The following is a 25,130-nucleotide window of genomic DNA, read 5'->3' as shown; positions in this document are numbered from 1 at the left end:
TAAGGTGTTCGATCAGGGTCATTGGGTTACCTCTCAGAAAGTGAGGTGCGATTAGATCACAGTAATTCAGCAGATTCAATCTTTGTTAACAAAGTGCGATCCCGCCCTGCTTTCCAACCAATACGGATAAGGTTTTTGAGAATAAAATCCAACTCGAGCCACTCTTGTTTCTATCAAACTAGCAATGAAATACGGATGTCGTTATCAATACTGAAAAGCCCACTGCAAGCGATAAAACTGACTTATCACTGGTAGCGGGCCTTATTATAAACTATTTAGCTTTACCTGATGCATGAAGCTTTTCGAGGGAAGGCAGCAAGCCCCCAAGCCTCTGCCGGAGACAGATTGGCTTGATCGGGGTTAAGATCCGCTCCAGCTACATGATAATAGAATGACTTTATCCTTACTTATCAGTAATGACGCATCATATTTTACTTCAGAATAAAGTCCCATTTCCGTCTGTACTTCTTGCATGTGTTCCGGCGTTGTATTTGAGTACAGCATGTCAACCTTTAGGTCTCCACTCGGGAATTCCATTATATTAAATCTTTGTACATGATTATTTCCTAAACTTAGGTATTCTGGCTTTAACCCTCTCATGGCTAAAGTTAAAGATTGTGTTGCGAATATACTAACATTTCTCTTTTGGAAATCATTTTTCCCTATACTATCAACAGCATTCTTTTTTTCTTGTTGATTGATGCCATCATGAACAGTGAAGCTGTAATCATGATCTTGAAGCGATATTGTATAATCAGCCCTTGGTATATCTTGTTTGAATACATTGATTCTTTCCTGAGTGCTATCGTTTCCATATTTTAGGTTAATTATATTGATTAATCCTTCGTCATTTGCCTGAGGTTGAAGGGTTTCCTTTAATAGGTCATTGTCAATAGATAACTTTATGCCTTCATGTGTTATTTCTATATCAAAGTTTCTTTTATATGCAGCTGAAGCTAAGTCCCTTAAATTTGAAAATGAACTTATCCTCTGATTGGTGCTTAATTGGTTATTGTAAACATCAAACAATAGCTTTTTTGCTTCTTCTTTGTTTGCCCCACAAAACCAATCTATTATTTTACCCCAAGTACTACTAACATCATTAACACTCTTCGCTGTTTTAATCTCTTGAAAGTCTGAAGGGCTAATGGAACGATTAAACCAGCTTCCATTGAGCTCTATTGCCGTAGGCATAATAAATTTATCTTATTGAACACCTGACCATGATTACAAAAAATAGTCATTGATTTCTATCAAAAAACACACTTTATTAAAAAATTTATTAATGTCGTCGCTTTCCCATTTTGTCCCCTATGGCACTTAATACTGATTGTATGAATGTTGATTTTAACACTCACTCAAGATTCATGCCTTAAGCCCTGAAATCACATCTTTATCCACTCAAAAATCGCAAAAAAACCATGCCAAAAAGCGATGACCGATGAGTTCAGATAAAGAGTACCACTATGGTACTCGCACCCAAAAAGCAGTTAAAAAGCATCAACTAGACCAATAACTCACCTTCCGCCCTCCTCAACCAATACTGATAAGATTGTTGAGAATCAAATCCAACTAGAGGCCACTATTGTTTACAAATATAACGCACACGGCACTTGCAGCCTAATGAGAAAAACACACAAGCTTTAATACCTTGTTATTTTGAGATCCCCATCGGAGTTACCGAAATACGTAGTTAAAAATTTCGTAAGGTGTCCATATATGTTTAGCTAGTTTTCGCGGGACAGGCCGTTCTTTGACATCCCTGTCATCATGGCATATGTGATCTGACTTATATGGATATAGGAAATGTCTTATTGTTGTCTGGAACGACAGAGACCTTATACATCAGACGTCCCATCGGAAACGTTAGTTATTTTTGAATTTACACACAAGCCTGCGGCAAGCAATTTATTTCAATAAACCGAATTGTTTTTCTTGTAATAAAAAAGTGGGATAACTTTATACAAATGAATCTCTGATTACTGCCCTGTGTGGATAGTGATCCACGACCTTAACCCGCTGCAAGCGATAAGTCACTCTGAAGTTACTTAATCAAATACACTTAAGGATGACTATTTCACATAGAAATGTTACCAACTTTCATTTAAAAGCTTACGCACGTTGGGCGTCATGGTGAATGCAAGCAGTCCTTCTTGCCCCTGTGTGAGTGGAAACTCACGACCTTTGAAGTGGCCATATAATACGACTCAAGGTTTTAGCTTTTTACTCAACATGACCTACTGAGGACTAATCGTCAAGTAGGTATTTCAGCGTACTGGGTGGCTTATTTTAGTTGTAGTTGTCTTTTTTTATTAAATTAAACTACTCTCATAAATAAAGGCGCTTTTACCGATTAACTTTTTAGAATTGGTTACAAGGTACTCTAATGATAAAACCAAATAAAAAACAATCAACTACAGATTGCTCTAGACGTAATTTCATGTTGAAATCGAGTTTATTCATGGGTAGCGGAGCAATACTATTGTCAAGTTTAAAACAACAGGTTATCGCCGCGCCTAAGATATTAGAAGTACCTATATGGAGTAAATCTATCGGCAACCCTGTGTTACATCATTCTTATGGTTTACCTTCAAATTTTGAGCATCAAGTGATCAGACGTAAAAGCAATCCAGATGACGCACCTGTTGAATATGTTCCTTCATTGGATCAAGCCAGTCGGAGTTTTACACCATTGGCTGATTTAAGAGGGGTCATAACGCCAAATGGGCTATTTTTCGAGCGTTATCACGGTGGCTACCCCAATATAGATCCACAAAAGCATAAATTAATTATACATGGATTAGTTAAGCGTAATCTTGAAATTACAGTGGAAAGATTAAAACGATACCCCTCAATCAATAAAATTTATTTTTTAGAATGCTCCGGGAACAGTTATTCCAACTGGGGAGAGAATGAAGGCAGCAGCGTACAAGGTATACATGGTTTAGTCAGCTGTGCTCAATGGACTGGCGTGCCATTAAGTTTGTTATTTAGGGAGGCAGGTATTGATTTAGATAAGGCAAAATATGTCATTGCTGAAGGTGCTGATGCCCCAAGTATGGCAAGAAGTATTGCCATTACTCGCGCATTAGATGATGTATTCGTAGCCTATGCCCAAAACGGTGAAGCCCTTCGTGCTGAGCAAGGTTATCCATTGCGTTTAATTGTACCTGGTTGTGAAGGAAGTATTAATATCAAGTGGCTTAGACGTTTAGAGGTCACTGATACACCACTATTTTCACGTAATGAAACATCAAAATATACTGATTTATTGGGTAATGATATGGCACGTAATGCTTCTTTAATCATGGAAGCTAAATCTGTCATTATTGCGCCTTCTGGTGGACAAATACTACCTGAAAAAGGGTTCTATGAAATAAGAGGCTTTGCTTGGTCGGGTAGAGGAAGTATTACTGCTGTGGATGTTTCTACCGATGGTGGAAAAAATTGGCAAAGAGCAAATATTAGTAGTGACATTTTTCCTAAAGCTATTACTGAATTTACTTTTCCTTGGCAATTTACAGGTGAAAAAGCCATCCTGATCAGTCGTGCTATCGATGAAACAGGTTATGTACAACCTTATACTCAGCAGCTGCTAAAATCACGTGGTCATAATTATGGTTATCATAATAATAGTATGCAAGCTTGGGAAATAGAGACCAATGGACGGGTTCAAAATGTCATTATTTGATCGCGGCACATATTATTTTTATTTGTTACTGTTACTGTTACTTATTATTGGCAGTATTCGACCTTTGCTAGCAAACAGTTGTACAGAACAAGATTATTGTCTTGGGATAGTGGTTAGCGATACTTATATCACACCCTGGGACATTGATGTGGATCCTTCTGGCCATAGCTTACCTAAAGGTAGCGGGAGTTATGATCAAGGCTTAGCAATTTATAATCAACAATGTATCGCATGTCATGGTCCACAAGGAAAAGGGGGCATTAGGATGGGGGAAAAACTACGCCCACTCCCACAGTTAGTTAATATCACGCCATTACCCCATAAAAGCATTGGTCGTTATTGGCCTTATGCGACAACCTTATTTGATTATATTCAAAGAGCGATGCCCTTTTATACTCCGAAATCACTTAAGCCAGATCAGATCTATGCCCTCGTTGCCTATCTTTTAATTGAGAACAATGTGATCTCTAAAGACGTTATTTTAACAAATGAAAACCTTGCTGAGATAAAAATGCCTAATAGAAACGGTTTTGTATGTGATATCCGTCCTGATACTTTCAATCTTGCTTGTATGCAAGATTGTTTGACCCCTAAAGACAAGGGTTTTGACTTAGGTAAAATAGTGATGACCGATAGCAAGAGCTTACAGGCAGATTGTTTACTTTTACCTGAATAAACCTTAACCTCTAGGCTTGCTCAACACTTGCCTCTCAGTAACATCAGGCGCGCGGCCTATCCTTAATAAATAAAACATGCCTCAATACCCTCGGCCAGCAAAAATGAGTCAACGACTCACACATCAGAAAATGTCACCCAACTTCATTCGACGGCGAAGCCATTTTGGGAAAAACAGCTTAAACACCTAAAAGTCACTTCCTTTCAAACTCATTACAGGTTAAGTTTTAAGCTAAGCCTTAGCCAAATATTAGTAACCTACATTCAACATAAGGAAATAAACATGGGGGTTTTCTGCATCCAGAAAATAATGAAAAGGGCCTTCGCGGTGTTTTTCAAGCTCGTCATCAGCGTTATTGTTGCCAGTGCTTTTAGTCCTGTCATTCAAGCCAACGATGACAAATTCAAAGATGTGGAAATCATTTCCATTGCATTGAATGATACCAGTTATATGCTCATGGGCGCTGGCGGTAATATCGGGGTTTCAGCAGGCCCTGATGGCATACTCATTATTGATGATCAATTTGCGCCCCTCGCCGATAAAATCAGTCAAGCCCTCAATACGCTTCAACCAGGCGTACCTAAATTTATTATTAATACCCACTTTCATCGTGATCATACTGGAGGGAATGGTTATTTTGGTAAAAATGGGATCATTATGGCTCATAAAAATGTCCTAACACGCTTATCTTCCAACACTGAACTGCCAAAATCGGCCCTGCCCGTGATCACTTATAATGACGGCCTCGAAGTGCATTTTAACAATGATACCCTCAATGTCATGCATATGGGACCAGGCCATACCGATGGTGACAGTATTGTGTGGTGGAAAAAGAGTAATATTGTCCACATGGGCGATTTATTTTTTAAAGATCGCTTCCCTTACATTGATCTTGAACATGGCGGTTCAGTCACCGGCTATCGTAACAACGTTGCCAAAATTCTCACTCAAATTAATGCTCAAACTAAGATCATCCCAGGACACGGAAGTTTATCGACCAAAGTGGATCTCATTCGTTTTAAAGCCATGCTGGATGACTCAATACTCTGGATGCAAACACAACTGGCTAATAATAAATCATTAGACATGATAAAAAAACAAGGATTTCCGACTCAGTGGAAACAGTGGGGATTATTTTTCATTAGCGAAGATAAGTGGATTGAAACCTTATATCAAGGCTTATCACCCCGCTCGCAGCCCTCTGACGAAATGAAGCAAAGTAATGCAGATGAAGTCAGCGAAGTGAATGAACTTAATGAATAAAAGATAAAGGCCTGTAAAACACAGGCCTGCATGGCTAGCAGTAAAAATGATGGGGCTATCTAAACCATAGCGTTATACTCATGCACTCTAAAGTATCTCAACACCCAATAAATGGGCGTTATGTCCCGCCCACCACGGTGCTTAAACAAAGAAACGGGATAATATAACCACTGCCACTTCCTTAACCACAGAGCCGCTCTTTGCCAAATAGCTTCTCCGCCATGCTGACGATAACTGTTAATCACGGGCACAATCAAATCATGCAGCGGCCCTAAATAACGGTACAAACTATGAAGAAAAACGAGAATATCACGCACCTGCTGATATTCGATATCTTTTTGGTATTGGCTGGCTTCAAAGTCAATAAAAGTGACCTGCCCATCTTGCCAACTAATATCACGCAATGCAGGACGGCCGTGAGCCAGATTCATGGTGTGTAAATGTGCTAAAGCAGCTGCGCTATCATTTAAAATTTGCTGCGTAGAAGAAGAGCTAATATCATCTTCCGTTAACCACTGTTTTACGGTTGAGCCCACATCCTCTACAACAAAAAAGTCCTCTTCGGCTAGCACCAATTTCGGCACAGGCGCAAACTTGGCGGCCATATTCTTTAAAATATACACTTCTGTTTTAATGGCTTCGAGTGGGTGAGGTTTTAACAGGCGCATAAGGCCCGTATGGTGCTCAGCCTGCTTCAACCAGTACAGCTTACCTTGGTACTCGAAATTTGAAATACGTTCACCTTTATTGAGTGCTAATAATTCCGTTATTACAGATTTAAACACATTATCTACCATGACTTAGACTCCATTCACTAAGACGATAAATTAAAAAATCATTTTGAAAACTATCGAACTTCAAACAGAACATAATTCCATCGATACATAAAAGGTCAAAACAATTAACTAATAATTATAGGTAGAAATAGACTAATTAACAAATATTACAGAAAAAAAAGCGCCTTTCGGCGCTTATAGAGATAAGTGGTTACGCTTTAATAAACACCTTAAATCATTAACTTGACATTAATCACTTTATTTTAACGGTTTGTCTCGTCAGGATCCCAACAAAGCGTTTGATTTTCCAATAAAACCGGAATGCCATCGTTGATGGGGTAAGCAAGTTTATCGAATTTACAAATCAATTGTTGAGCCTGCTTATCATAAGTCAATGCACCTTTACATATAGGACAAGCGACTATATCTAAAAGTTTTTTATCAAATATCATGTTATATTACCTTGTCTAAAAGTGTGAAGAGTGAGCTTGAATTCGTGCACTAATTTTATCGAGAAAATGATGCTCAAATTCAGCTGACATGCTGGCATCCACCGCAAGATAGCCCCAATTTTCTTGAGCAAAATCACCACATTTTATCGCATCTTTTTCTGTCATTAATAAAGGATAACTGCCCGCAACATTATTGATGTCAGATAAATGGTAAGCTTGATGATCATCAAATGCATGGGTCTTATGCACTTGATAACCTAATACTTTCAAACTATTGAAAAATCGTTGAGGATAACCAATCCCCGCTATCGCGACAACAGGATCGTGTAAATTAAAGGTGAATGTCGAGGTCGCTAATAATGGTGTGACTTGCTTTGGCAACAGCGTCATGAGGTATTCTCCCCCCCTCGCCTCTCCACCATTGCTGATCACAAAATCTGCTTGGTCCAAGCGCCACGCGCCCTCCCTTAATGGACCTGCGGGTAACAACATGCCATTACCTAAACGCCTGTCACCATCCAAAATCACAATTTCAATGTCCCTTGCCATACCATAATGCTGCAGGCCATCATCACTAATGATAATATCCACATCAAAGTCACTCAATAACTGATCCGCAGCTTGAATACGTTGAGATCCAACCACCATAGGCACTTGCGTTCGCGCCACAATCATCGCAGGCTCATCACCCACCTCATTGGCCTTCGCCCCAACAAATACCGATTTAACGCCTTCGATGTTAACCCCGTAACCTCGACTTATCACTCCAGGACGATAACCTTGCTGGCGTAATAGTTCAATAAGGTATATTACCGTTGGCGTTTTACCACTGCCTCCCACGGTGATGTTGCCCACAACAATCACGGGGACCGGCAAAGAGATGCTTTTCTTGATCCCGAGACGATACAAACAACGCCTCATCGCCGTCACTAGCGCATAAAGCCAAGATAACGGCATCAATATCCATCGGAAAAGACTTTTCCCGTACCAAACTTGATTAATCCAGCGCTGCATTATTCACCAAACTGCATTTGATAAAGATTGGCATAAGCCCCATTTTTCTCAAGCAGCCCTTTATGCGTGCCACGCTCAATCACTCGCCCTTGATCAATCACCAAAATTTGATCGGCACTTTCAATCGTCGATAATCGATGCGCAATCACAACTGACGTTCTATTTTGACGTAAGTTATCTAAACCTCGTTGAATGGCTTTTTCTGATTCCGTATCAAGCGCAGAGGTGGCTTCATCTAAAATCAACACTGGGGCATCACGTAAAATCGCTCGAGCGATGGCAATACGTTGTCTTTGTCCGCCCGATAACATCACGCCATTTTCACCAATTTCAGTATCGAGTCCATTGGGTAAGTCTTTAATAAACTCCATCGCATAGGCCAGTTCTGCCGCGTGAATGATTTGCTCACGGGTCACGTCACCTGAATACGCATAAGCGATGTTATTGGCAATGGTATCGTTAAACAGTGTCACTTGCTGAGACACCAATGCCACTTGTTCACGTAATGATTTAAGGGAATACTGTTCAATAGGCACATCATCAAGACAAATCTCACCCGCACTCAAGCCAGAATAAAAGCGAGTGATCAAACTGGCAATGGTTGACTTACCCGAGCCTGATCGCCCAACCAAGGCAATGGTTTGACCTTGCTTCACTGAAAAATCAATGCCATTTAACGCTTTTTTGGGTTGATTTTGATAACTAAAATCAACGTGCTTGAAACATAAATCACCTCTGACACGTTCAATCTCATAGGTGCCCGTATCCACTTCTGGCGAGGTATCTAACAGCTCAAACACCGTTGTACAAGCGGCAATCCCGCGTTGAAAATCAGCATTAACACGGGTCAGGTTTTTAATAGGCTGCAACATGGCCATCATTGCCCCTAATAAAGAAGCAAAGGTGCCCGCCGTTAACCCCGTTTTTAAAGAGTCGATACTGGCAGCATATAGCACAAAAGCTAACGCAAACGAGCCGATAATCATCACTAAAGGTTGGCTGATCGCTTGGGTGGTCGCCAGTTTCATATTTTGATAGCGATTACGATCATTTATCGTAAAAAAGCGATCAGACTCGACTTTTTGCCCACCAAATGAAAGCACGTTTTTATGCCCCTTAAGCATTTGCTCTGTGGCCGCAGTCACTCCACCCATCGCGGCTTGAATTTGCTTTGATACTTTTCGAAAGCGGCGACTCACCACCGTGATCACCACGCCAATAATCGGCCCGATCACTAAAATACACAACGATAATTGCCATGACAAATAAAACATCAGCCCTAGCATACCCAAAACGGTAATACTGTCTCTGACGATAGTAATTAAGGCACTGCCCGATGCACGCGCAATTTGCTCAGTATCATAAGTCACGCGAGAGATTAAATTACCGGTATTTTCTCTGTCCATGTAGCTGACTGGGAGTTTTAAATAATGCTCAAAGACTTGCTGACGCATATCTTGGATCAATCTGGCGCTCATATAAGCAACACAGTAAGTCGATGCGAAATTCGCTAACCCCCGTAAAGTAAAGAGCCCTATCACCACAAAAGGCGCCAGAATCAACACATCGCGGCTGGCATTAAAGCCTTTACTGGTACCAAAATCCAATGAGCTACCGACCGTACTGATCTTACTTGCCCCGCCCCCAAAACCGTCATCAATAAAAGGTTTGATCATGGCGATAAAGGCTGCATCCACTAAGGCATAAACCATCAGCGCGATAATGGCACAAATAAAGACTGTTTTTAACGGTTTTAAATAGCCTAATAATCTCTTAAAGACCATCCAAGTTTCATTTTTATTAGATGTTGTCATGACTCAAGCTAGCAAATGGAAAAACAGCATTCTACTCTGCTTTTGAGACTTCGCCAAACCCAAACAAGCGGTTATACCAAAATGGCGCAAAATCTTGTCGATATGTTGCCAATTGCCATTCACCTCGGTTAAAAAAGACACTCACTTGTCCCGCTATTCCAGTTGTAACCACTTGACTCCCCTGCTGCACATAACGAGACACAACCTCAGGTTTTGGGAAACCCCAGCGATTATTCAATCCTGCCGGAAAAATGGTCAACATCGGCGATACCGCTTGAACAAAGCCCATACTCGACGACGTTAAGCTACCATGATGAGGGGCAATTAAAAGAGTCGAGTGTAAATTAACCACACGTTGAAGCAGGCTTTTTTCAGTTCGCCTTTCAATATCCCCCGTAAGTAACACACTGTGGTCTTTATCGATCACTTTTATCACACAAGAACCATTATTTCCCTTCATGGCCAATAGCGGACCGAGCACATTAATCACGAGCCCTTGCCATTGGATCTGCTTGGGTCGACATCCTTCTCCCTCAACATCGACAATATCAGCCATCACCTTTGTTTGCGGAAAATGATCAACCATCACCTTCGCGCCTCCGGCATGATCATTGTCCCCATGGCTTAAGATCAAATAATCCAGTTGACGTATTCCTTTGCGTTCTAAAAAAGGAATAACCACACGTTTGGCATAACTAAAATTATTACCATAAGCCGCTCCGGTATCATAGAGCAAAGCATGACCTGATTTCTCAATCACCACCGCAAGCCCTTGCCCCACATCCAGTACATGTACAGACCATAAGACCGTTTTAGGCGGAAAAAGCCACACGAACAATTGAAAACTCAAGGGCAATAGCATTAAGGATAAGGCCCCCATCCAAGCTCGGCTTGTCACCTTATACAGGCAATAGCCCCCGAATAAAGCCAACACTAAGGCTGCAATGACACTATCGGGCAAGACAATCCAACGTCCAATAAACTGATCGCTCAATGTGAGTAATTCATTCACAGGCCATAAACTCCCATCAAAAAGGAAGAAAACAGCACTGGCATTGATATTAAATAATGACAATCCGCTCCAAATAAGCAATGTCACCATCATCACAGGGATCACCACCAAACTAAACCAAGGCACTAAAAGCAAATTAATCCAAAAGCTATGTAAAGTGATCCCACCAAAAAAGATAGCTTGCAAGACGCCAAGGCATAAAGATAATCGCCATTGAATGGCCCAAAACAGCAGACATTTAGCGGTAAAGCTGCCAAACACATCCGTATGAGGCGACTCATTGACTAAAACAGCCGTCACATCGTTTGACACAGAAGCCGACAGTTGGCTTTGAACGGTCAATAAGATGACCACTAACGCACTAAAAGAGAGCCAAAACCCCGCACTTAAACATGACAACGGATCAATCAACAGCACAAAAAACAACGCATACAATAGCCGCTCCCAAGGCGATGAAAGCGTTTAAATAAGCCTAAGCCCATCACTAATAACAACATGATCAGCGCACGTTGTGTCGATATTGAAAATCCCGCGAGATAAGCATAAAACATCACCGCTATCGCACTGATGAAAGCGGCGATAAGTAAATGACTGCGCCCAAAAGGAGGGCAAGATTGACGCAATAGCCAAAACACGCAAACAAACACCCACATGCCCACCACACTTAAATGTAAACCCGAAATGGCCATTAAATGCCCAGTACCCGTTTGTCTTAATTATTGCCAACGATGGGCTGAGATAGCCTGTTTATCACCTGAGCTCAGCGCTAACATTAAATCACCGTCCTCAAAATGACTCAAAATGGGTTTTAACGTATTGATAAATCGCGCTCTCAGCGAGCTTCCTGCTTTCAACAAATGCCCTGAAAGCACTTTTCCCTTAACTATGATATGCTTACTTAATAAATTTTTTTGTTGGTTATAACCACCTTGATTCAACACACTTGAAATAGACTTTGGTCTAATGATGATTTGGCCAATTTGTAAATTTGGCGGATGAGACCAAGTCAACCTTAACTTTTTGGTAACTAAGTGGAATGAATTTACACCTGTTAGTTCAATATCTAAATTTATCCAGTCGCCGTTTGAATGAACTAGTGCTATTATTTCTCCCTCGAATGTTACTGAAGTGGGAGGAATGGGTGCTTTCCATGACAACAAATCATGGCAAAACAAGCTCAGCCAAGCGACAGCAAAAATGCCACCAGAGAGAAATGGGGATAAACGCAATACCAATACTGAGGCAAACAATAAGTACAACACAAGTGAAAAAGGTGGCAAAGAAGGCCACAACATAGCTGAAATGATGGTTACACAATAACCCATTAGAAATCGATTCATAGTGAATAAGTTAAGGCAGTAAAGTACAAATATGCCAAAAAAATTAATAGAAAGGTTTATGCCAAAGCCTGAAACATTGCAAAATCATAAGCATTTACGCATCTTTGGCAAATTACTCCATAAAACTAATTTATGGGCATTAAATCGCCGCTCGGCACCCGGTGCTTTTGCTGTAGGCTTATTTGTCGGTTGGATCCCCATGCCTTTCCAAATGGTATTAGCAGCGGCATTGGCCATTATCTTTAATGTCAATATTCCCATTGCCGTTGCATTAGTCTGGATCACCAACCCATTAACCATGCCTTTTATGTTTTACGGCGCTTATATCTTAGGAACCAAAATTTTAGGCTATCACGAAAAACCCTTTGCATTCGAAGCCAGCTGGCATTGGATTGAATCGTCTATTAGCACCATAGGTCCCCCGTTTCTGGTTGGATGCTTAACACTCGGTGCCATCTTTTCAGCCAGCAGTTACATTTTAATTAAAACCCTATGGCGCTACTCCATTATTTTAAAGTGGAAGAGTCGTAACAGTAAGATTTTGTATACTCGTAAATAAAACTGACTCGATAAAAAAACCAGAACAACTGTTCTGGTTTTTTGTTCGTGATTGAACCCCGATATTTTTTAGACTATTTTTTCGCTAGCACACTGGCCATCGAAGGTACCAAGCTGGTTGGATCAAGTCGCATCTGATACCAATTAACCCGCCAATCTAAATGGGGTCCCGTGACTCGCCCTGTAGCTCCAACTTCTGCTATGGCTTGTCCCTGTTTCACCTGTTCACCTTGTTTGACATACAGTTTACTCAGATGCAGAAAACTGGAATTGATCCCATAGCCATGGTCGATAATTAACGTCCCGCCAGAATAAAACATGTCGTTCACCGATAAACTGATTTCACCGTCAGCGGGTGCGACCACAAGCGTCCCGGTTTTCGTCGCCACATCAACACCATAATGAGGCGTACCCGGTTTGCCATTATAAACCCGCTGGCTACCGTACACCCCAGAAATACGTCCGGTAAGCGGCCAAATAAAATCCTGTAAAAAGGCGCTATCAGGACTAAATATCGCCCGCGCCGCCTTAACCTCACGACTGTCTTTCGCCGCTCGAGCTTGCGCCTTAGGATCCGGTTTCATTATCTTCTTGCTGATCCCATTCACCTTTTGGATATCATATTCTCGCGTCGATAATGTAACAGGCACAATCTGTGATAAGCCATCCGGATACACTAGAGTCAAAGACTGTGATAAAGCAGGCTCTCTTGCAAAGCCAAACACAAATTGGCCTTCAGGGGTCACTTTTATCGGTTTGCCATTAAGAAAAACCTGAGTACCGGGCACTGTTTTCGCTCGGATCACTGCGCCGGGTTGCATCTCGCCAAAAAATTGCACTTCAGCTATCGCATTTTTCCCCACACACAGTGCTATCAAGACTGACAACAACATCCGGTTCATCCGCTCCCCCCTATTGATTTAGATGATTATTTGGCTTCTGTCACTGTGGGGTTTTTCTCCACAATGGCACCTTTACCCACCCCTTCAAACGCAATCACTTTAAAATGACTCGTTGGCACTTTCTCACTTAATGTATTGGCAATAAAATCGGCCAATAATTCAACCGTCGTATCATGGGGGATAATATCGCAACGCGTTTTAGGTATCGCAAGCTGAAAATCCCCTTGAGGCGCCTGATAATGAAAACCAAAATGGGTCTTATCTGACACCTTAGTTTGAAGGGATAATGACAGCGTTGCCACTGGGACAATATCGTCCTCACTGCCTAAATAAATATCTTGCCAACGCTCGGTCCAATATTCATCCCACTTTATCGCAGGTACACCATTTTCATACACATGAATAGGACTGCGATGGCCATGAGCAATACGCTGACAATTACCATCGTGCTTTTTAAGGCCGTGACTATAGTGATAAAAAGGACTTGAGTGGATTTCATTGCGCAAAGTTAATGAGATCCCTTCCACATTATCAGGTAAGACTTCTGTTAACGCTTTCTTTAAAAATTGATCAACACTCTCAAAGGTAATTTGCTCACAGGGGAGCAGTGCAAAAGCCTGTTGAGGGCAAGCCAAATGAATATCACCTTGAGGACTTGAAAAATCCATCCACACCCGATCGCCCTGTTGCTGCCATCTGACCTCACTGCAAGCCGTCGGGATCAGTAAACGATGATCGGCAATATCATCAATGGTCTCTTTAATGGTGCGCTTGACTTTAGCAAAGTCCAGCACCATGTTTTGCTCATCGAGCCCCCCTTCAAGCAACACATCGACAATCCAACTTTCTCCTACCATGCCTCGATCAGCACAAAAATAAGAAAAATCAATTACGGTTAAATCTTTAACAAACAGTTGCATTAAAACTCCCAGGCAGAAAAACAGTCTACCTATCAACGCCCACTCGGCAATGGCCAAAGGACAAAATAATAGTAAATAGATGACCCAATATCCACAATTCACCCAATAAATCCAACAAATGCGCTAGGTGTTTTATGGCTCTGAGACGAATCGACCATTTTAGTATGATCGCACCTCTCTTTTCGAGTATTATATTGTATATTGATGTCAGCGACATAAAAATTAACTCTTCAACTCAGGTATCCTATGAAAACCCTTATTTGCAATGCTCAATTGGTTAACGAAGGTACAATTTCATCACAAGATCTGTTAATTGAACATGGGCGGATCAGCCGTATTGCTCCCCAGATCACTCCTAGCGCAGACATGAACATTATCGATGCTAAAGGACGATATTTACTGCCCGGCATGATTGATGATCAAGTTCATTTCAGAGAACCTGGTTTCCCGAATAAAGGCACCATTGCCACTGAATCCAGAGCGGCCGTTGCAGGTGGCATTACCAGCTTTATGGAAATGCCAAACGTTAATCCGCAAACAACCAATTATCAAGCACTGCAAGATAAGTATAATCGTGCAGAGCAAAGCTCACTGGCTAATTTCAGTTTTTATCTTGGTGCCACCAATGACAACTTAGAGGTCATTAAAAACCTCGACCCCCATCAAGCTTGCGGGGTTAAAATTTTTATGGGCGCGTCAACGGGTAACATGCTGGTCAACAATCCAGAGACCTTAGAAGGTATTTTTAAGTATTCTCCCATCATCATTGCAACGCATTGCGAAGACTCCCCGATGATAGCGGCCAACGAAGCCAAAGCTCGTGAACAATATGGCGATAATATCCCCATGACCCTTCACGGTGAAATACGCTCCCGTGAAGCCTGTTTAAAATCATCACAATTAGCCACAGAGCTGGCACTGAAACATAAAGCAAGATTACACGTTCTGCATCTCACCACGGCTGAGGAACTGTATCAGTTTAAAGCAGGTAAAACCTTAAGCGAATTAAAAGACGCCAATATTACCGCCGAGGTCTGCGTGCATCACTTAAGCTTTAATGACGGAGATTACGAACGTTTGGGCACCCAAATAAAGTGTAACCCTGCCGTTAAAAAGAGCAGCGATCAACAAGCGCTGATCAAAGCTGTCAATGATGATGTGATTGATATCATTGCCACCGATCATGCCCCTCATACTTGGGATGAAAAACAGGCGACAAGTTATTTTAAGGCCCCAGCAGGTGTGCCTTTAGTGCAGCACGCCCTGTTATCTTTACTGGACTTACATGCTCAAGGCCATTTTAGCTTAGAAACCATAGTGAAAAAAACCAGTCATGCTGTGGCTGAGCGCTTCCAACTTAAAGATAGAGGTTATTTGCGCGAAGGCTATTTTGCCGATTTAGTGCTTATCGATCTCGACACCCCTTTTACCGCCACAAAAGAAAACACCCGCTATCACTGCGGCTGGACCCCCTTCGAAGGTCATACTTTTGCCAGCTCCATCGCGGGCACTTGGGTGAATGGTAATCATTTATTTAATGGCGAGAAATTTATCGATAATACCTTAGGTCAAAAACTCACCTTTAATCGATAAATGAGAGAACGTCAGCGTTGAAAGATAAAAGCACTCATTTGAGTGCTTTTATGCTATTTCATACAACAATCATTCGCCTTTTAAGCGGCGATCGAGTTGATCTTTCAAATTAGCAGGCACACCCTTAATCATGATGGTGTCTGAAATAGGATCGTAAATCACCCGCTCACCTAAATGAGTGCCATCAAAACTTAACGTGACACCGCCACCCGTGCCTGAAAACTTTTTCAATTGCCTGAGTGTAGGCTTATCGGCAGGGAATTCATCTTCCAGCGCATAATCGCCCCCTTGAGCAAAATCATAAAAAGACTCCATGCCTTGCTCTGCCAGTTCATCGGCTAAATCTTTAATCTCAATATCAGCACCACTGTCACAGCGCTCACTGCAATAATCAAAGACGCGTTCACGGGTTTGCTGACGCTCATCTTTCGTCAGCTCACTACTGGCCACAAAATCTTCTACCGCAGTGAGCAACGATTTATTTTGCACCTTGGTGTTGAGCCCTTCTACACAACCCATAAAATCTAAGAAAAAGTCAGCCACTTTGCGGCCCGCGCGGCCTCTAACAAAAGAAATATACTTACGTGATCCTTTATCCGCCTGCCACTCCGTTAAATCAATACGCGCCGCAAGCTGCACATTATTAAGATCCAAATGGGTATTTTGCGACAGCTCCATATCATCGAGCACTGTCATCGATGATTTGGCATTCAACAAAGAGACAAACAGGTAATCACTGGTCATATAAGTATAGCAAGATAGCAGTAAGAACCCTCCTTGGCTGAAATCATATTTTGCCAGCTCTTGTTGCAATAATTTACCCGCAAGACCGGAAAACTCAACAAACCCCAGCTCACCGCTTCGATAATCGGTTAATGCTCGTTCAAACGCGGGATTAGCCTCGCCATCGTCTCCTGCAATACCAAAATGACCAAAACCTTTACCCGCTTTACTGGTATAAGTTTGATGCAACTCATCAAGCATGGTCTCAACAGCTTGTGTGTTCAATAAAGGTTGCGGACGCAATCGACAACTCAGTTGCCCCTCAGTATTTTGGGAAATTGCATGAATAATTGCTTGTTCGACGTGAATACTCATAAGCCTCGATAGTGATAATGGAAGAAATCCGTTATTATATGCCGCTAATTGAATTAAAAGTGAAACATTTTTTATATTATGGCTATCCAATCAAAATATACTAACACTCAAGTTGAGTCGATTATTGCAGAATTATTGGCTGTTCTTGAAAAACACCAAGCACCTACCGATCTAGCGCTAATGGCTCTGGGCAATTGTGTTACACACCTTTTAGAGCGAAAAGTGCCCAGTGAAGCCAGACAAGAAGTGGCCGCACAATTTGCAAAAGCGCTATCAAATTCAGTGAAAACTAACTAATATTAAGTACATAGATATATGTGAGACTGGTACTGTCAAGGCTCTATCCAGTCCTCTCATTTCATATAACTTAAGCGGATGAATATGGTCGAGCAAGAAAAGCAAATTGGACGTGATCGCGTATCACACTTAATCAACTGGGGACATTGGTTTGCCTTCTTTAATGGTTTCTTAGCCATGATAGTTGGCCTGCGCTACCTCGAGAGTGTCGGTTATCCTGATACCTTCATCGGCTGGGGATACTTGTTCTTACTCACCGTGGGGCAATTTAGCTTCTTGTCTTTTATTGTGTATTTAGTGTGTTTATTTCCCATCACGTTATTACTGCCCTATTCGAAGATTTTACGCGGACTCGCCGCCGTCGTTGCCACCTTAGGCCTATGCCTGCTGTTATATGACACCATTATTTATGATGACTATGGCGTACACCTCAGTCCGTTTATTTTTGATTTAGCTTGGATAAATTTAAGTGCCTTACTGCATGGGACCTCTTATATTGTCACTCCTATCGCCATACTCATTATAGAGTTAGTGGCCGCTAACTTCATTTGGAAGCGTATTCGAAAAATCAGTAAAATGAATATGGGCAACAAGGTCGTTGCCTTCGTCGGCATCTGTTTTGTCGGCAGTCACTTAATCCATATTTGGGGTGACGCCACTGACATAACTGAAATAACCCGCTTCGATGATGCCTACCCGCTGTCGTACCCGACAACGGCTCGCTCTTTAATGGAGAGTTATGGTATTGACAGTCGCTCATCTCATAACACACAAAATCCACGAAAAAACAGCCTTAATTACCCGATTAGTCCATTGCAATGCCACAATGCTGGTGCTGCCTATGGCTTAAATAATGTATTACTCATAGCCATCGATAGTTTTAGAGCCGATATTGTTGATGAGCATTCGATGCCTTTCTTTACCGAATATAGCAATAATAATCAAAATTATAACAGCCATTTAAGTGGTGGTAATCAATTTGATAGCGGCATGTTCTCCCTACTTTATGGTCTGCAAGGCAATTATATTTCAGCCAATGATCTGCATTATGAAAGCCCCTTGATGACCCAAACCTTTAAAAAACAAGGCTACCAGCTCGGTCTATTCAGTGGTCACTCACTCAATAATCAGCCCCAAGCAATTTTTGATGACTTTACCTTAGTGCCATCAAGTAATATCAATGGCGCGGCAGAAGCGGATTTAAATTCAATTAAACACTTCAACCAGTGGAAAAATGAACAGCAGTCGCCTTGGTTTGCTTTAGTCAATCTCACCGCACCAGACAGTTACGATACCCCCATTGGCTTCTTAGGCATTAAAACGGTGAAATCCGATGTTGCTCTCAAACCAGCTCAAAAAGTGCTCTTCAATCAATATCGTCAATCGTTAAATTTCATCGACAATCAGTTAAAAGCAATACTGAAAAATGTGCCTAAAAATACCTTAGTGATCATTACCGGCGTCAGCGGTAAAATGCTCACCAGTAATACCAATGAAGCAAGAGTCAACTTGATGCCACAAAGTGTCGATGTGCCCTTCGTTATTCATTGGCCGGATCAAAAAATCCCTAGCACTATCCCTTATCGCACCAGTCACTATGGATTAGTGCCCACTCTCATGTCACAGGTACTAGGCTGCACGGATCCCGCCAGCGATTACAGTGCGGGACGCACTTTAGTGCAGCCCAGCAGTGAGCCTTGGGTTTATGTAGGAGATAATCGCATTTTTGCCATTTACCAAAAGGATGAAATCACGGTGATCGATCGCCATGGTAAATACCGTATCTATGATAAAAATTACCAATCTAGACTGGATAAAAAAATGCGGGCAGAAGACTTAATTCAAGTAATGAATGAAAGCCAACGCTTCCATAACCACTAGCAAACCATAGCCACTCACAAGTCAGTGGACGATGAAATCCGCGACTAGAGCACAAAGAAGCCAGTAAAATAAGCACACGGCAGAGAAGAAAATAGACAAAAAATACAGTGCAAGATTATAAACTAAGCAATCAATTCGGTTATTTACATTTATGACTTGCACTAGCATGCCCCTCTTGATAGAGTGCGTCTCACACCAACGCAGCCCCCATTACTAGCGATAGTACCTGATGTGTTGGTGGGAAAAAATCGGTATGTAGCGCAGCCCGGTAGCGCACTGTCATGGGGTGTCAGGGGTCGGAGGTTCGAATCCTCTCATACCGACCACATTAAAAACGAAAAAGCCTGTAACATTCATAGTGTTACAGGCTTTTTTGTATTCTGAAATGTTAAGAGTAATTACTCAGGTGGGTCAAACTAGGGTCAAACTAGGGTCGAACCCCTGACGGAAGCATGCCTAAAAACTGCTGTTTTTTGCATCAATAAAACTAATGCATTATAGCTCTCCGTAGGTTTGTAGAGCAGTTTTATCCCCCCAAACAACCATCGGTTTTGGAGACCGATTTCTATTCTATATAAAACAATAATTTAACTTGATTTTTTAGAATGTAAAATAGGTCGTAACTTATTGTTTTTATTGAGCGTAAATAGTGCATATTCCAAAGCTTTTTAATCATAGCTTTATGATAAGTAGTCACTTTTTAAGAGGGTTCATTATCATCATCTTCATAAACACGTATATCATAATTCACCGCTTTAACTGAGACCTTATCCGTGCCTTGCGGACTAATGTCTGTAATGAGTGCGGGATAACACCAACGCTCCGCCGTACCGAACATGAACAACGGTGGTTCTTGGCTGCCATCGAGCAGCGGCGTAAAATCAATGGGGCGATCTGTTGATACTGAATATTCATCAAGGCCAGCAGTTACAATGTAAGGGCCTGATAAAGTGCCATTCGATTTACGTAGTGCAAAGTAATGCGTACCCGCTCCCCATTCCAAAGGCTGATCAACAGTTAAGTAATGAGTGCTGGCCGCACGTTCGAGCCTGCCCGTTTGCGAGTAGCCGGGAATGTCATCAGCCAATGCGCAATAACTTAAATAACGACTGTTTAAAGCATCCATTTCGGTTTTAAAACTGTACTGGGTACGGCGATAGCGCATCATTCGACGCTGACGCATACCAAACTGCCACGCTTTCGTAGCATTAGTTATACCGTAGGCCCTCTCTTTTTTAGGATTTATACCGAGCTCATCACCCAGTAAGCACATGATGGTTTCTGACTTCCACGTTTGATCACTAAAATATTCAACTTCGACACCATCGTTCTCATCATCAGTAATTAAATTAGTGCTACGCTCCAACCCTTTGCCGAGTATATTATCCGGCTGGTACATATGTTCCCATGCAACACGCGGCTCGTCGCGCACCGGAATGATTTGGCCATAATCGAGTGTGGGCTTACTAAACCCCACCGCCAACACTCTTTTTAATGCAGCAAACAGAGTGCTATCACTATCAAATACAGCGGAGAATGTGTCATTTCGTGATTGCCAGGTACTATTTAACCGCTCTAACTCTGACAAGCCTATTTGAGCTTCAGTATGACCTGAATCTTTGATGATATACGCAAAGAATGGCGCGATGTCAGTTGTTGGCCCAGGCGTTTCCCATTCTCCATTTGAATAGTTGTGTAAAATACGCGTGGGAATAACGCTTAACTTATTCTCTGCACTACTTGCTAATGCATTGGTACCTCGAATTTTGATTGCTATCGTGGTCACATCGGCATAACTAGTGACTGTTTCTAATTCAGATTTTAAACCGGTCCATTCAACTTTATCATAAATACGCGTGTTGTCTTCTGTGCCTGATACGCGCCGAACCTGCACTTCTGGTCGCATCATTTTAGGTAAAATTATTGGCACTGTTTCAGCGAGTTGATCATTAGTTTTATCGCTAAACGTATAAGGAACAACTGCCCAGTCAGTTGTCCCCTCTTCTCGATACTCAATTGAAATTTTAACAGTACGAGTTGAAAAGTTGCCATCATCCTCAAGCTTCCCCAACCCTTGCGACAGTGAAAAATCCAGCCAAAGTTTGTTGGTTTTTTCATTCACTGGACAGGCAAAGAACGGCCCGTTCCCCTCACCTTCACCACCGGCATCAATTAATTGAAAAAGCGCATTGCTGAGCTCGTTTTCAGTGTTTAAAAAACCAGTCCAAGTTGTATCATCATCTCCGTTATTATTTAACTTTTGTAACTCCGCACTTTTAACATCTTGATTAATGACAGATGTCACCCGATAATAACCATCATCCAGTTCAGCACCTGCTATTGATATTCTAGTGCCTGCGGGAAATGGAAATTCAATTGCTATCAACTGAAACTGACCATTATCACCGTCTCTAAAATACATTGAATAAACCGTTTTATTATTAAATATCCAACGATAACCATCACCTCCGCGTGACAGCGGAAAGCCTTTCAATTCAATCCCGCTGGTACCTGCTGTGCCACCAACCTCGGCAGAGGTATAAACATTAAGATGTGCCTCATGGCTAGTCACATCTTTCCCAGGTCCAAAGATTTTATAATCTATGTCACCGGCATAATTGCTAACAGGTGTATCACCGATAATGATGTTTTCATCAAGAAGCTCAAAATAGCCAACACCGACACATACGAATAAATACAGCCATTGTTCATTATCGATATTTTCACGTCTAGGGATATTCAAGTAGTCAGGAAACACTTTGTGATGGCCTGCTATTTCAGGGATCACCCCCATCAGCCTGGGTTTATTTCCTTGCGCATTGACGTTATAAATCGTTGAGCCGTCAGGTGTCGTATTATTATACGTATCAGGGATTTGGTTCATTGCATAAATAGACATCGCAATTGCAATAACAGCAATGACAGCTAGGGCCCACACTTCAGGACCTTTAGCTTCGACAACCAACTTTAATACATCTTCATCTTGTATGCTGTATTCAGGCCAGTCTTTGAGATGCAATGGTTTATTATTGATAGTCGCTGAAAACAAAGGTGCATCGCAGTGATAATACGCAGGCACATTATTGAGTAACCAATGATCTAATGTTTGCCCTGATTGAGTTTCAATATGCTCATACGTTTCGAGATCGAGTTTATTTGGATAGACTAGAATTGTTGCTGTCATAATGATAGTAAACCACGTTATGAAATAAACGTTGAAAATGCGTTACGGAGTGCGAAGAAGGGCCGTGTCTACGAGAAGTGTGTAAAACTTTAAGACCGTTGCTTTCAACACACACACCAACATGAATGAGGTTACTGCCACTAAAACCTGTGGCAACACTCCCAGCTACTGGACCCTTCTGTGGCTTGAACGTCTTTACAACATGCTTAAAGCCCTGTGTCATACCCGTTTTATCGTCGGGGTAAATCATGCCAAAACTTGCCAATAACGGCACTCCAAACTGTTTTTGCAGTACATCACGCACTAAGCCCCAGCAATCCAACCCATAATTCAAATCGCGCCCGCAATCCACATAGGGGCAGGACATATATTGATTAATCCAATGCATTAAAAGCCTATTTTATTGAGTGTTTATTTAGAGAGAGATTGGTCGTTAGATGTATTTAAGTCCAGGTGCGAACAAGGGGGTATAGCGGCGGCGCGGCCACGCTTTATTCACTAAATCATTAAAACTGGCGACAACAATCACTGAGCTGATATTGATTTTCACTGACGTTGCGGTCATCACAATTGGAGGTTGCGCAGGTTCGCTTAAATTTGATGCAACATACACTCGATAAGTTACTTTCACTTTTTCTCCCGATTCAACCGCTGCATCGACTTGCTGTGCTGCCTCACCGCTAACGTTATCGAGTTGAAATTGTAAATCTTGCTGCCCTTTCATTGCCCTTTGAGGCAGCGAAATACCAAAGCCTGAGGCGGTAAACGTAACTCTCTCGCTTACGTCTTCAATCTTTGCAGTAACATTATCAAAACCTTGGCATAAACGAATAGTACCGCCATCAAATGCGCTATTTTTTAACTCTAAAGTATGAATAGGAATTTCGTCGACTGGGGCGCTTGCGTAGAGCGTTTGAAGAACTTGGCTCATAATAGTCCTTATTTTAATAGAGTGTAATTCTGACCATTTTCAACCATTGTTAATATGGATTTTTGATCATGCAGGTAACGCCAAAGGGAATCATAACCATCTAACTCACATTCTGGATGTTGCCAGGAATAACCGCCGCGCCACTTGTAATGCTCTTCAGCTTGCATAATGTGAGGATAATAATAGACAACAGCATGGTAAAATTTGGTATTCGTAGCCCCACCACCACGAATAAACGGCTCGCTAGGGCTAACATAACGACCGTCCCCCGCCTCATATTCTCTGTCCATCCAACTTGTTTGCTGAACGAGATCCCCTTTCAGCAATACTGCCCATGCAGAGTATTCAGATGAGGCGCCACTATTTTTACTTGAGTCAAACTGCACTCTTTCAGCGACATCAGAATCGAGCATCAACATGGTAGATTGTGCGCCAATAGTTACCATTTGCAGACCGTTATCCGTTCTCATGGTCAACGGTTCCAATGCTTTAACATCTGTCACCACTTCCATCGCCCCAGGTGAAATACTCACCCGCATTGTTTGGGATAATGCATAACGGGCATCTTCAATCGTGTTAAACGCCATCAAGCGATTAACGATTAAAATTTCAATTTTATCTGTGTAGCCCATTACTGCTTCGGATGTTATCGATTTGCCGTTAACGAGAATTTGATAAATATCATTCGTTGCGGTTTGCGCGCCAGAGGCATCACCATTGCTGCCATGATTACCGCCTGTGTAAACCATGCTGGCATGGGGCGTACCCGTTTCAGCCTCGAATACTAATGGGGGCAACCAGTCTGTCCCTGCAGAGTTAATACGCTCCCAGGTGCCATCAGGGTTTTCTTTATCAATGCCTATGATATTGGGTAATTCATTAAAGCCGTTATAACCGAACCGTAAACGATAACCGTGCTCTGCTTCAGTCCAGTAACAATGGAGTTGTTTTTCACTCGATATCGTATAATAAATTGAAGACTGATTGCCTTTAGAATTGGGCTTAATGTACTGGTAACAGGATTTCTCAATAATCCATGACCAGCCCGCATCCCCTTGCTCCGACATTTTGATAAACGAACCAAACGCCGGTAACTTTGATGTATCCAACGTGATGTAAAAACGTAATTCTGGAAATAAAACAGAATCTAACACGACTTGATGGATACCGTTATCTCTTGGAATATCGGGCGCTGGATCAGAGTAATTTATTACTTTTATATAATTTGACGTCGTTGCATAATCCGTTTCTTCACTGGCTTCAATCATCCAACCATCTTGCGGACCCGTTAATAAATCTGTACCGTTTTTAAAATATCTGATGCCATAAACCACACCAGGCGTTGCGCCTTCCACTTGAATTTTTAAAATTGCATCAAGTAAAAAGCTGTGACGTTCCGACACCTCGTTATTTCTCAGAGTAGAAATACACGGGTACTCTTTACCTGAATTGAGAGTTAAATCTGTTACTGTTATTTCAGCACTGCTGCGCTCATAATTGTAGGGGTCAATCACCCATGACCACCCCAAATCAATCGGTGAGTTCATATCAACATAGGTACCAAACTCTGGAAATTTTGCTGTATCTAATGTGATATCAAATACGAGCCCAATAATTCGAGAAGACTCAAGCCTAATAACATGTACTAGCCCATCTCTAGGAATATCTGGGGCTGGATCACTGTAGTTCAATGCATAAAAACTATCAGATTCAGTCTCAAAACTTTCA

The 25,130-nt window shown here is 41.8% G+C and carries 20 protein-coding genes, 1 tRNA gene and 1 pseudogene; 8 read left to right on the top strand and 14 right to left on the bottom strand.

Features of this window, described 5'->3' with window-relative positions:
• Positions 1 to 360: 360 nt before the first annotated feature.
• Positions 361 to 1,194, bottom strand: coding sequence for a hypothetical protein (locus tag L2764_RS18685; RefSeq protein WP_248941842.1), 834 nt, complete (start codon positions 1,192 to 1,194; stop codon positions 361 to 363).
• Between the two features lie 1,192 nt (positions 1,195 to 2,386).
• On the opposite strand from L2764_RS18685, the gene soxC reads away from it, so the two are divergent.
• From soxC to L2764_RS18670, 3 genes are all read left to right on the top strand, one after another.
• Entirely contained in the window at positions 2,387 to 3,691 is a 1,305-nt protein-coding gene (gene soxC, locus L2764_RS18680) for a sulfite dehydrogenase (protein ID WP_248941841.1), read from the top strand.
• Entirely contained in the window at positions 3,678 to 4,367 is a 690-nt protein-coding gene (locus L2764_RS18675; RefSeq protein WP_248941840.1) for a c-type cytochrome, read from the top strand. Before soxC ends, L2764_RS18675 begins: the two co-directional genes overlap by 14 nt.
• A 282-nt stretch (positions 4,368 to 4,649) precedes the next feature.
• A complete protein-coding gene (locus tag L2764_RS18670; protein WP_248941839.1) occupies positions 4,650 to 5,630 on the top strand; it encodes an MBL fold metallo-hydrolase in 981 nt (326 codons plus the stop codon).
• Between the two features lie 59 nt (positions 5,631 to 5,689).
• On the opposite strand, the gene L2764_RS18665 is transcribed toward L2764_RS18670, so the two are convergent.
• From L2764_RS18665 to L2764_RS28020, 6 genes and pseudogenes are all read right to left on the bottom strand, one after another.
• Positions 5,690 to 6,427 carry a lipopolysaccharide kinase InaA family protein gene (locus tag L2764_RS18665; protein WP_248941838.1) on the bottom strand — a complete coding sequence of 246 codons (738 nt, stop codon included), beginning with the start codon at positions 6,425 to 6,427 and terminating at the stop codon, positions 5,690 to 5,692.
• Positions 6,428 to 6,669: 242 nt separating this feature from the next.
• On the bottom strand, positions 6,670 to 6,858 hold the full coding sequence (locus tag L2764_RS18660) for a Trm112 family protein (RefSeq protein WP_248941837.1): 189 nt from the start codon (positions 6,856 to 6,858) through the stop codon (positions 6,670 to 6,672).
• A 15-nt stretch (positions 6,859 to 6,873) separates the two neighbouring features.
• Positions 6,874 to 7,872 (bottom strand): tetraacyldisaccharide 4'-kinase, encoded by a 999-nt coding sequence (gene lpxK, locus L2764_RS18655; protein WP_248941836.1) that lies wholly within the window; start codon positions 7,870 to 7,872, stop codon positions 6,874 to 6,876.
• On the bottom strand, positions 7,872 to 9,686 hold the full coding sequence (gene msbA / locus L2764_RS18650; RefSeq protein WP_248941835.1) for a lipid A export permease/ATP-binding protein MsbA: 1,815 nt from the start codon (positions 9,684 to 9,686) through the stop codon (positions 7,872 to 7,874). The genes lpxK and msbA overlap by 1 nt, the downstream gene beginning before the upstream one ends.
• Before the next feature lie 31 nt (positions 9,687 to 9,717).
• Positions 9,718 to 11,387 (bottom strand): annotated as a pseudogene (locus tag L2764_RS18645) (DNA internalization-related competence protein ComEC/Rec2).
• A 27-nt stretch (positions 11,388 to 11,414) separates the two neighbouring features.
• Positions 11,415 to 12,023 carry a DUF4131 domain-containing protein gene (locus L2764_RS28020; protein ID WP_312018366.1) on the bottom strand — a complete coding sequence of 203 codons (609 nt, stop codon included), beginning with the start codon at positions 12,021 to 12,023 and terminating at the stop codon, positions 11,415 to 11,417.
• A gap of 46 nt (positions 12,024 to 12,069) precedes the next feature.
• Between L2764_RS28020 and L2764_RS18640 the strand changes: the two genes are divergently transcribed.
• Positions 12,070 to 12,597 (top strand): DUF2062 domain-containing protein, encoded by a 528-nt coding sequence (locus tag L2764_RS18640; RefSeq protein WP_248941834.1) that lies wholly within the window; start codon positions 12,070 to 12,072, stop codon positions 12,595 to 12,597.
• 73 nt (positions 12,598 to 12,670) lie between these two features.
• Here the strand turns inward: L2764_RS18640 and L2764_RS18635 are convergent, their stop codons facing one another.
• Together L2764_RS18635 and L2764_RS18630 are read right to left on the bottom strand one after the other, a co-directional pair.
• The gene (locus L2764_RS18635) at positions 12,671 to 13,498 is read right to left on the bottom strand and encodes a M23 family metallopeptidase (protein WP_512701020.1); all 828 of its coding nucleotides are present in this window, start codon (positions 13,496 to 13,498) and stop codon (positions 12,671 to 12,673) included.
• Positions 13,499 to 13,524: 26 nt separating this feature from the next.
• Positions 13,525 to 14,418, bottom strand: coding sequence for a 6-carboxytetrahydropterin synthase (locus tag L2764_RS18630; RefSeq protein WP_248941833.1), 894 nt, complete (start codon positions 14,416 to 14,418; stop codon positions 13,525 to 13,527).
• A gap of 246 nt (positions 14,419 to 14,664) precedes the next feature.
• Here L2764_RS18630 and L2764_RS18625 point away from each other — a divergent pair, with 246 nt between their 5' ends.
• The gene (locus tag L2764_RS18625) at positions 14,665 to 16,011 is read left to right on the top strand and encodes a dihydroorotase (RefSeq protein ID WP_248941832.1); all 1,347 of its coding nucleotides are present in this window, start codon (positions 14,665 to 14,667) and stop codon (positions 16,009 to 16,011) included.
• A 69-nt stretch (positions 16,012 to 16,080) separates the two neighbouring features.
• Here the strand turns inward: L2764_RS18625 and yejK are convergent, their stop codons facing one another.
• On the bottom strand, positions 16,081 to 17,109 hold the full coding sequence (gene yejK / locus L2764_RS18620; RefSeq protein ID WP_248941831.1) for a nucleoid-associated protein YejK: 1,029 nt from the start codon (positions 17,107 to 17,109) through the stop codon (positions 16,081 to 16,083).
• 78 nt (positions 17,110 to 17,187) lie between these two features.
• On the opposite strand from yejK, the gene L2764_RS18615 reads away from it, so the two are divergent.
• The 3 genes from L2764_RS18615 to L2764_RS18605 all read left to right on the top strand — a co-directional run bounded on the left by L2764_RS18615 (position 17,188) and on the right by L2764_RS18605 (position 19,613).
• A complete protein-coding gene (locus L2764_RS18615) occupies positions 17,188 to 17,406 on the top strand; it encodes a YejL family protein (RefSeq protein WP_248941830.1) in 219 nt (72 codons plus the stop codon).
• Positions 17,407 to 17,490: 84 nt separating this feature from the next.
• Entirely contained in the window at positions 17,491 to 19,287 is a 1,797-nt protein-coding gene (locus tag L2764_RS18610; protein WP_248941829.1) for a DUF3413 domain-containing protein, read from the top strand.
• 249 nt (positions 19,288 to 19,536) lie between these two features.
• Positions 19,537 to 19,613: transfer RNA gene (locus L2764_RS18605), tRNA-Pro, on the top strand.
• A 374-nt stretch (positions 19,614 to 19,987) separates the two neighbouring features.
• Here L2764_RS18605 and L2764_RS18600 read toward each other — a convergent pair.
• From L2764_RS18600 to L2764_RS18585, 4 genes are all read right to left on the bottom strand, one after another.
• Entirely contained in the window at positions 19,988 to 22,471 is a 2,484-nt protein-coding gene (locus tag L2764_RS18600) for a host specificity factor TipJ family phage tail protein (RefSeq protein WP_248941828.1), read from the bottom strand.
• A complete protein-coding gene (locus L2764_RS18595) occupies positions 22,440 to 22,859 on the bottom strand; it encodes an NlpC/P60 family protein (RefSeq protein ID WP_248941827.1) in 420 nt (139 codons plus the stop codon). Before L2764_RS18595 ends, L2764_RS18600 begins: the two co-directional genes overlap by 32 nt.
• A gap of 45 nt (positions 22,860 to 22,904) precedes the next feature.
• On the bottom strand, positions 22,905 to 23,402 hold the full coding sequence (locus L2764_RS18590) for a DUF1833 family protein (protein WP_248941826.1): 498 nt from the start codon (positions 23,400 to 23,402) through the stop codon (positions 22,905 to 22,907).
• A gap of 8 nt (positions 23,403 to 23,410) precedes the next feature.
• On the bottom strand, positions 23,411 to 25,130 hold a 1,720-nt coding region (locus L2764_RS18585), incomplete at its 5' end, for a hypothetical protein (protein WP_248941825.1).

The organism is Shewanella surugensis, from assembly GCF_023284005.1.
Lineage (GTDB): Bacteria > Pseudomonadota > Gammaproteobacteria > Enterobacterales > Shewanellaceae > Shewanella > Shewanella surugensis.
Note: the sequence above shows the minus strand (reverse complement) of the source record. Positions and strands in the feature narration are given on the sequence as shown.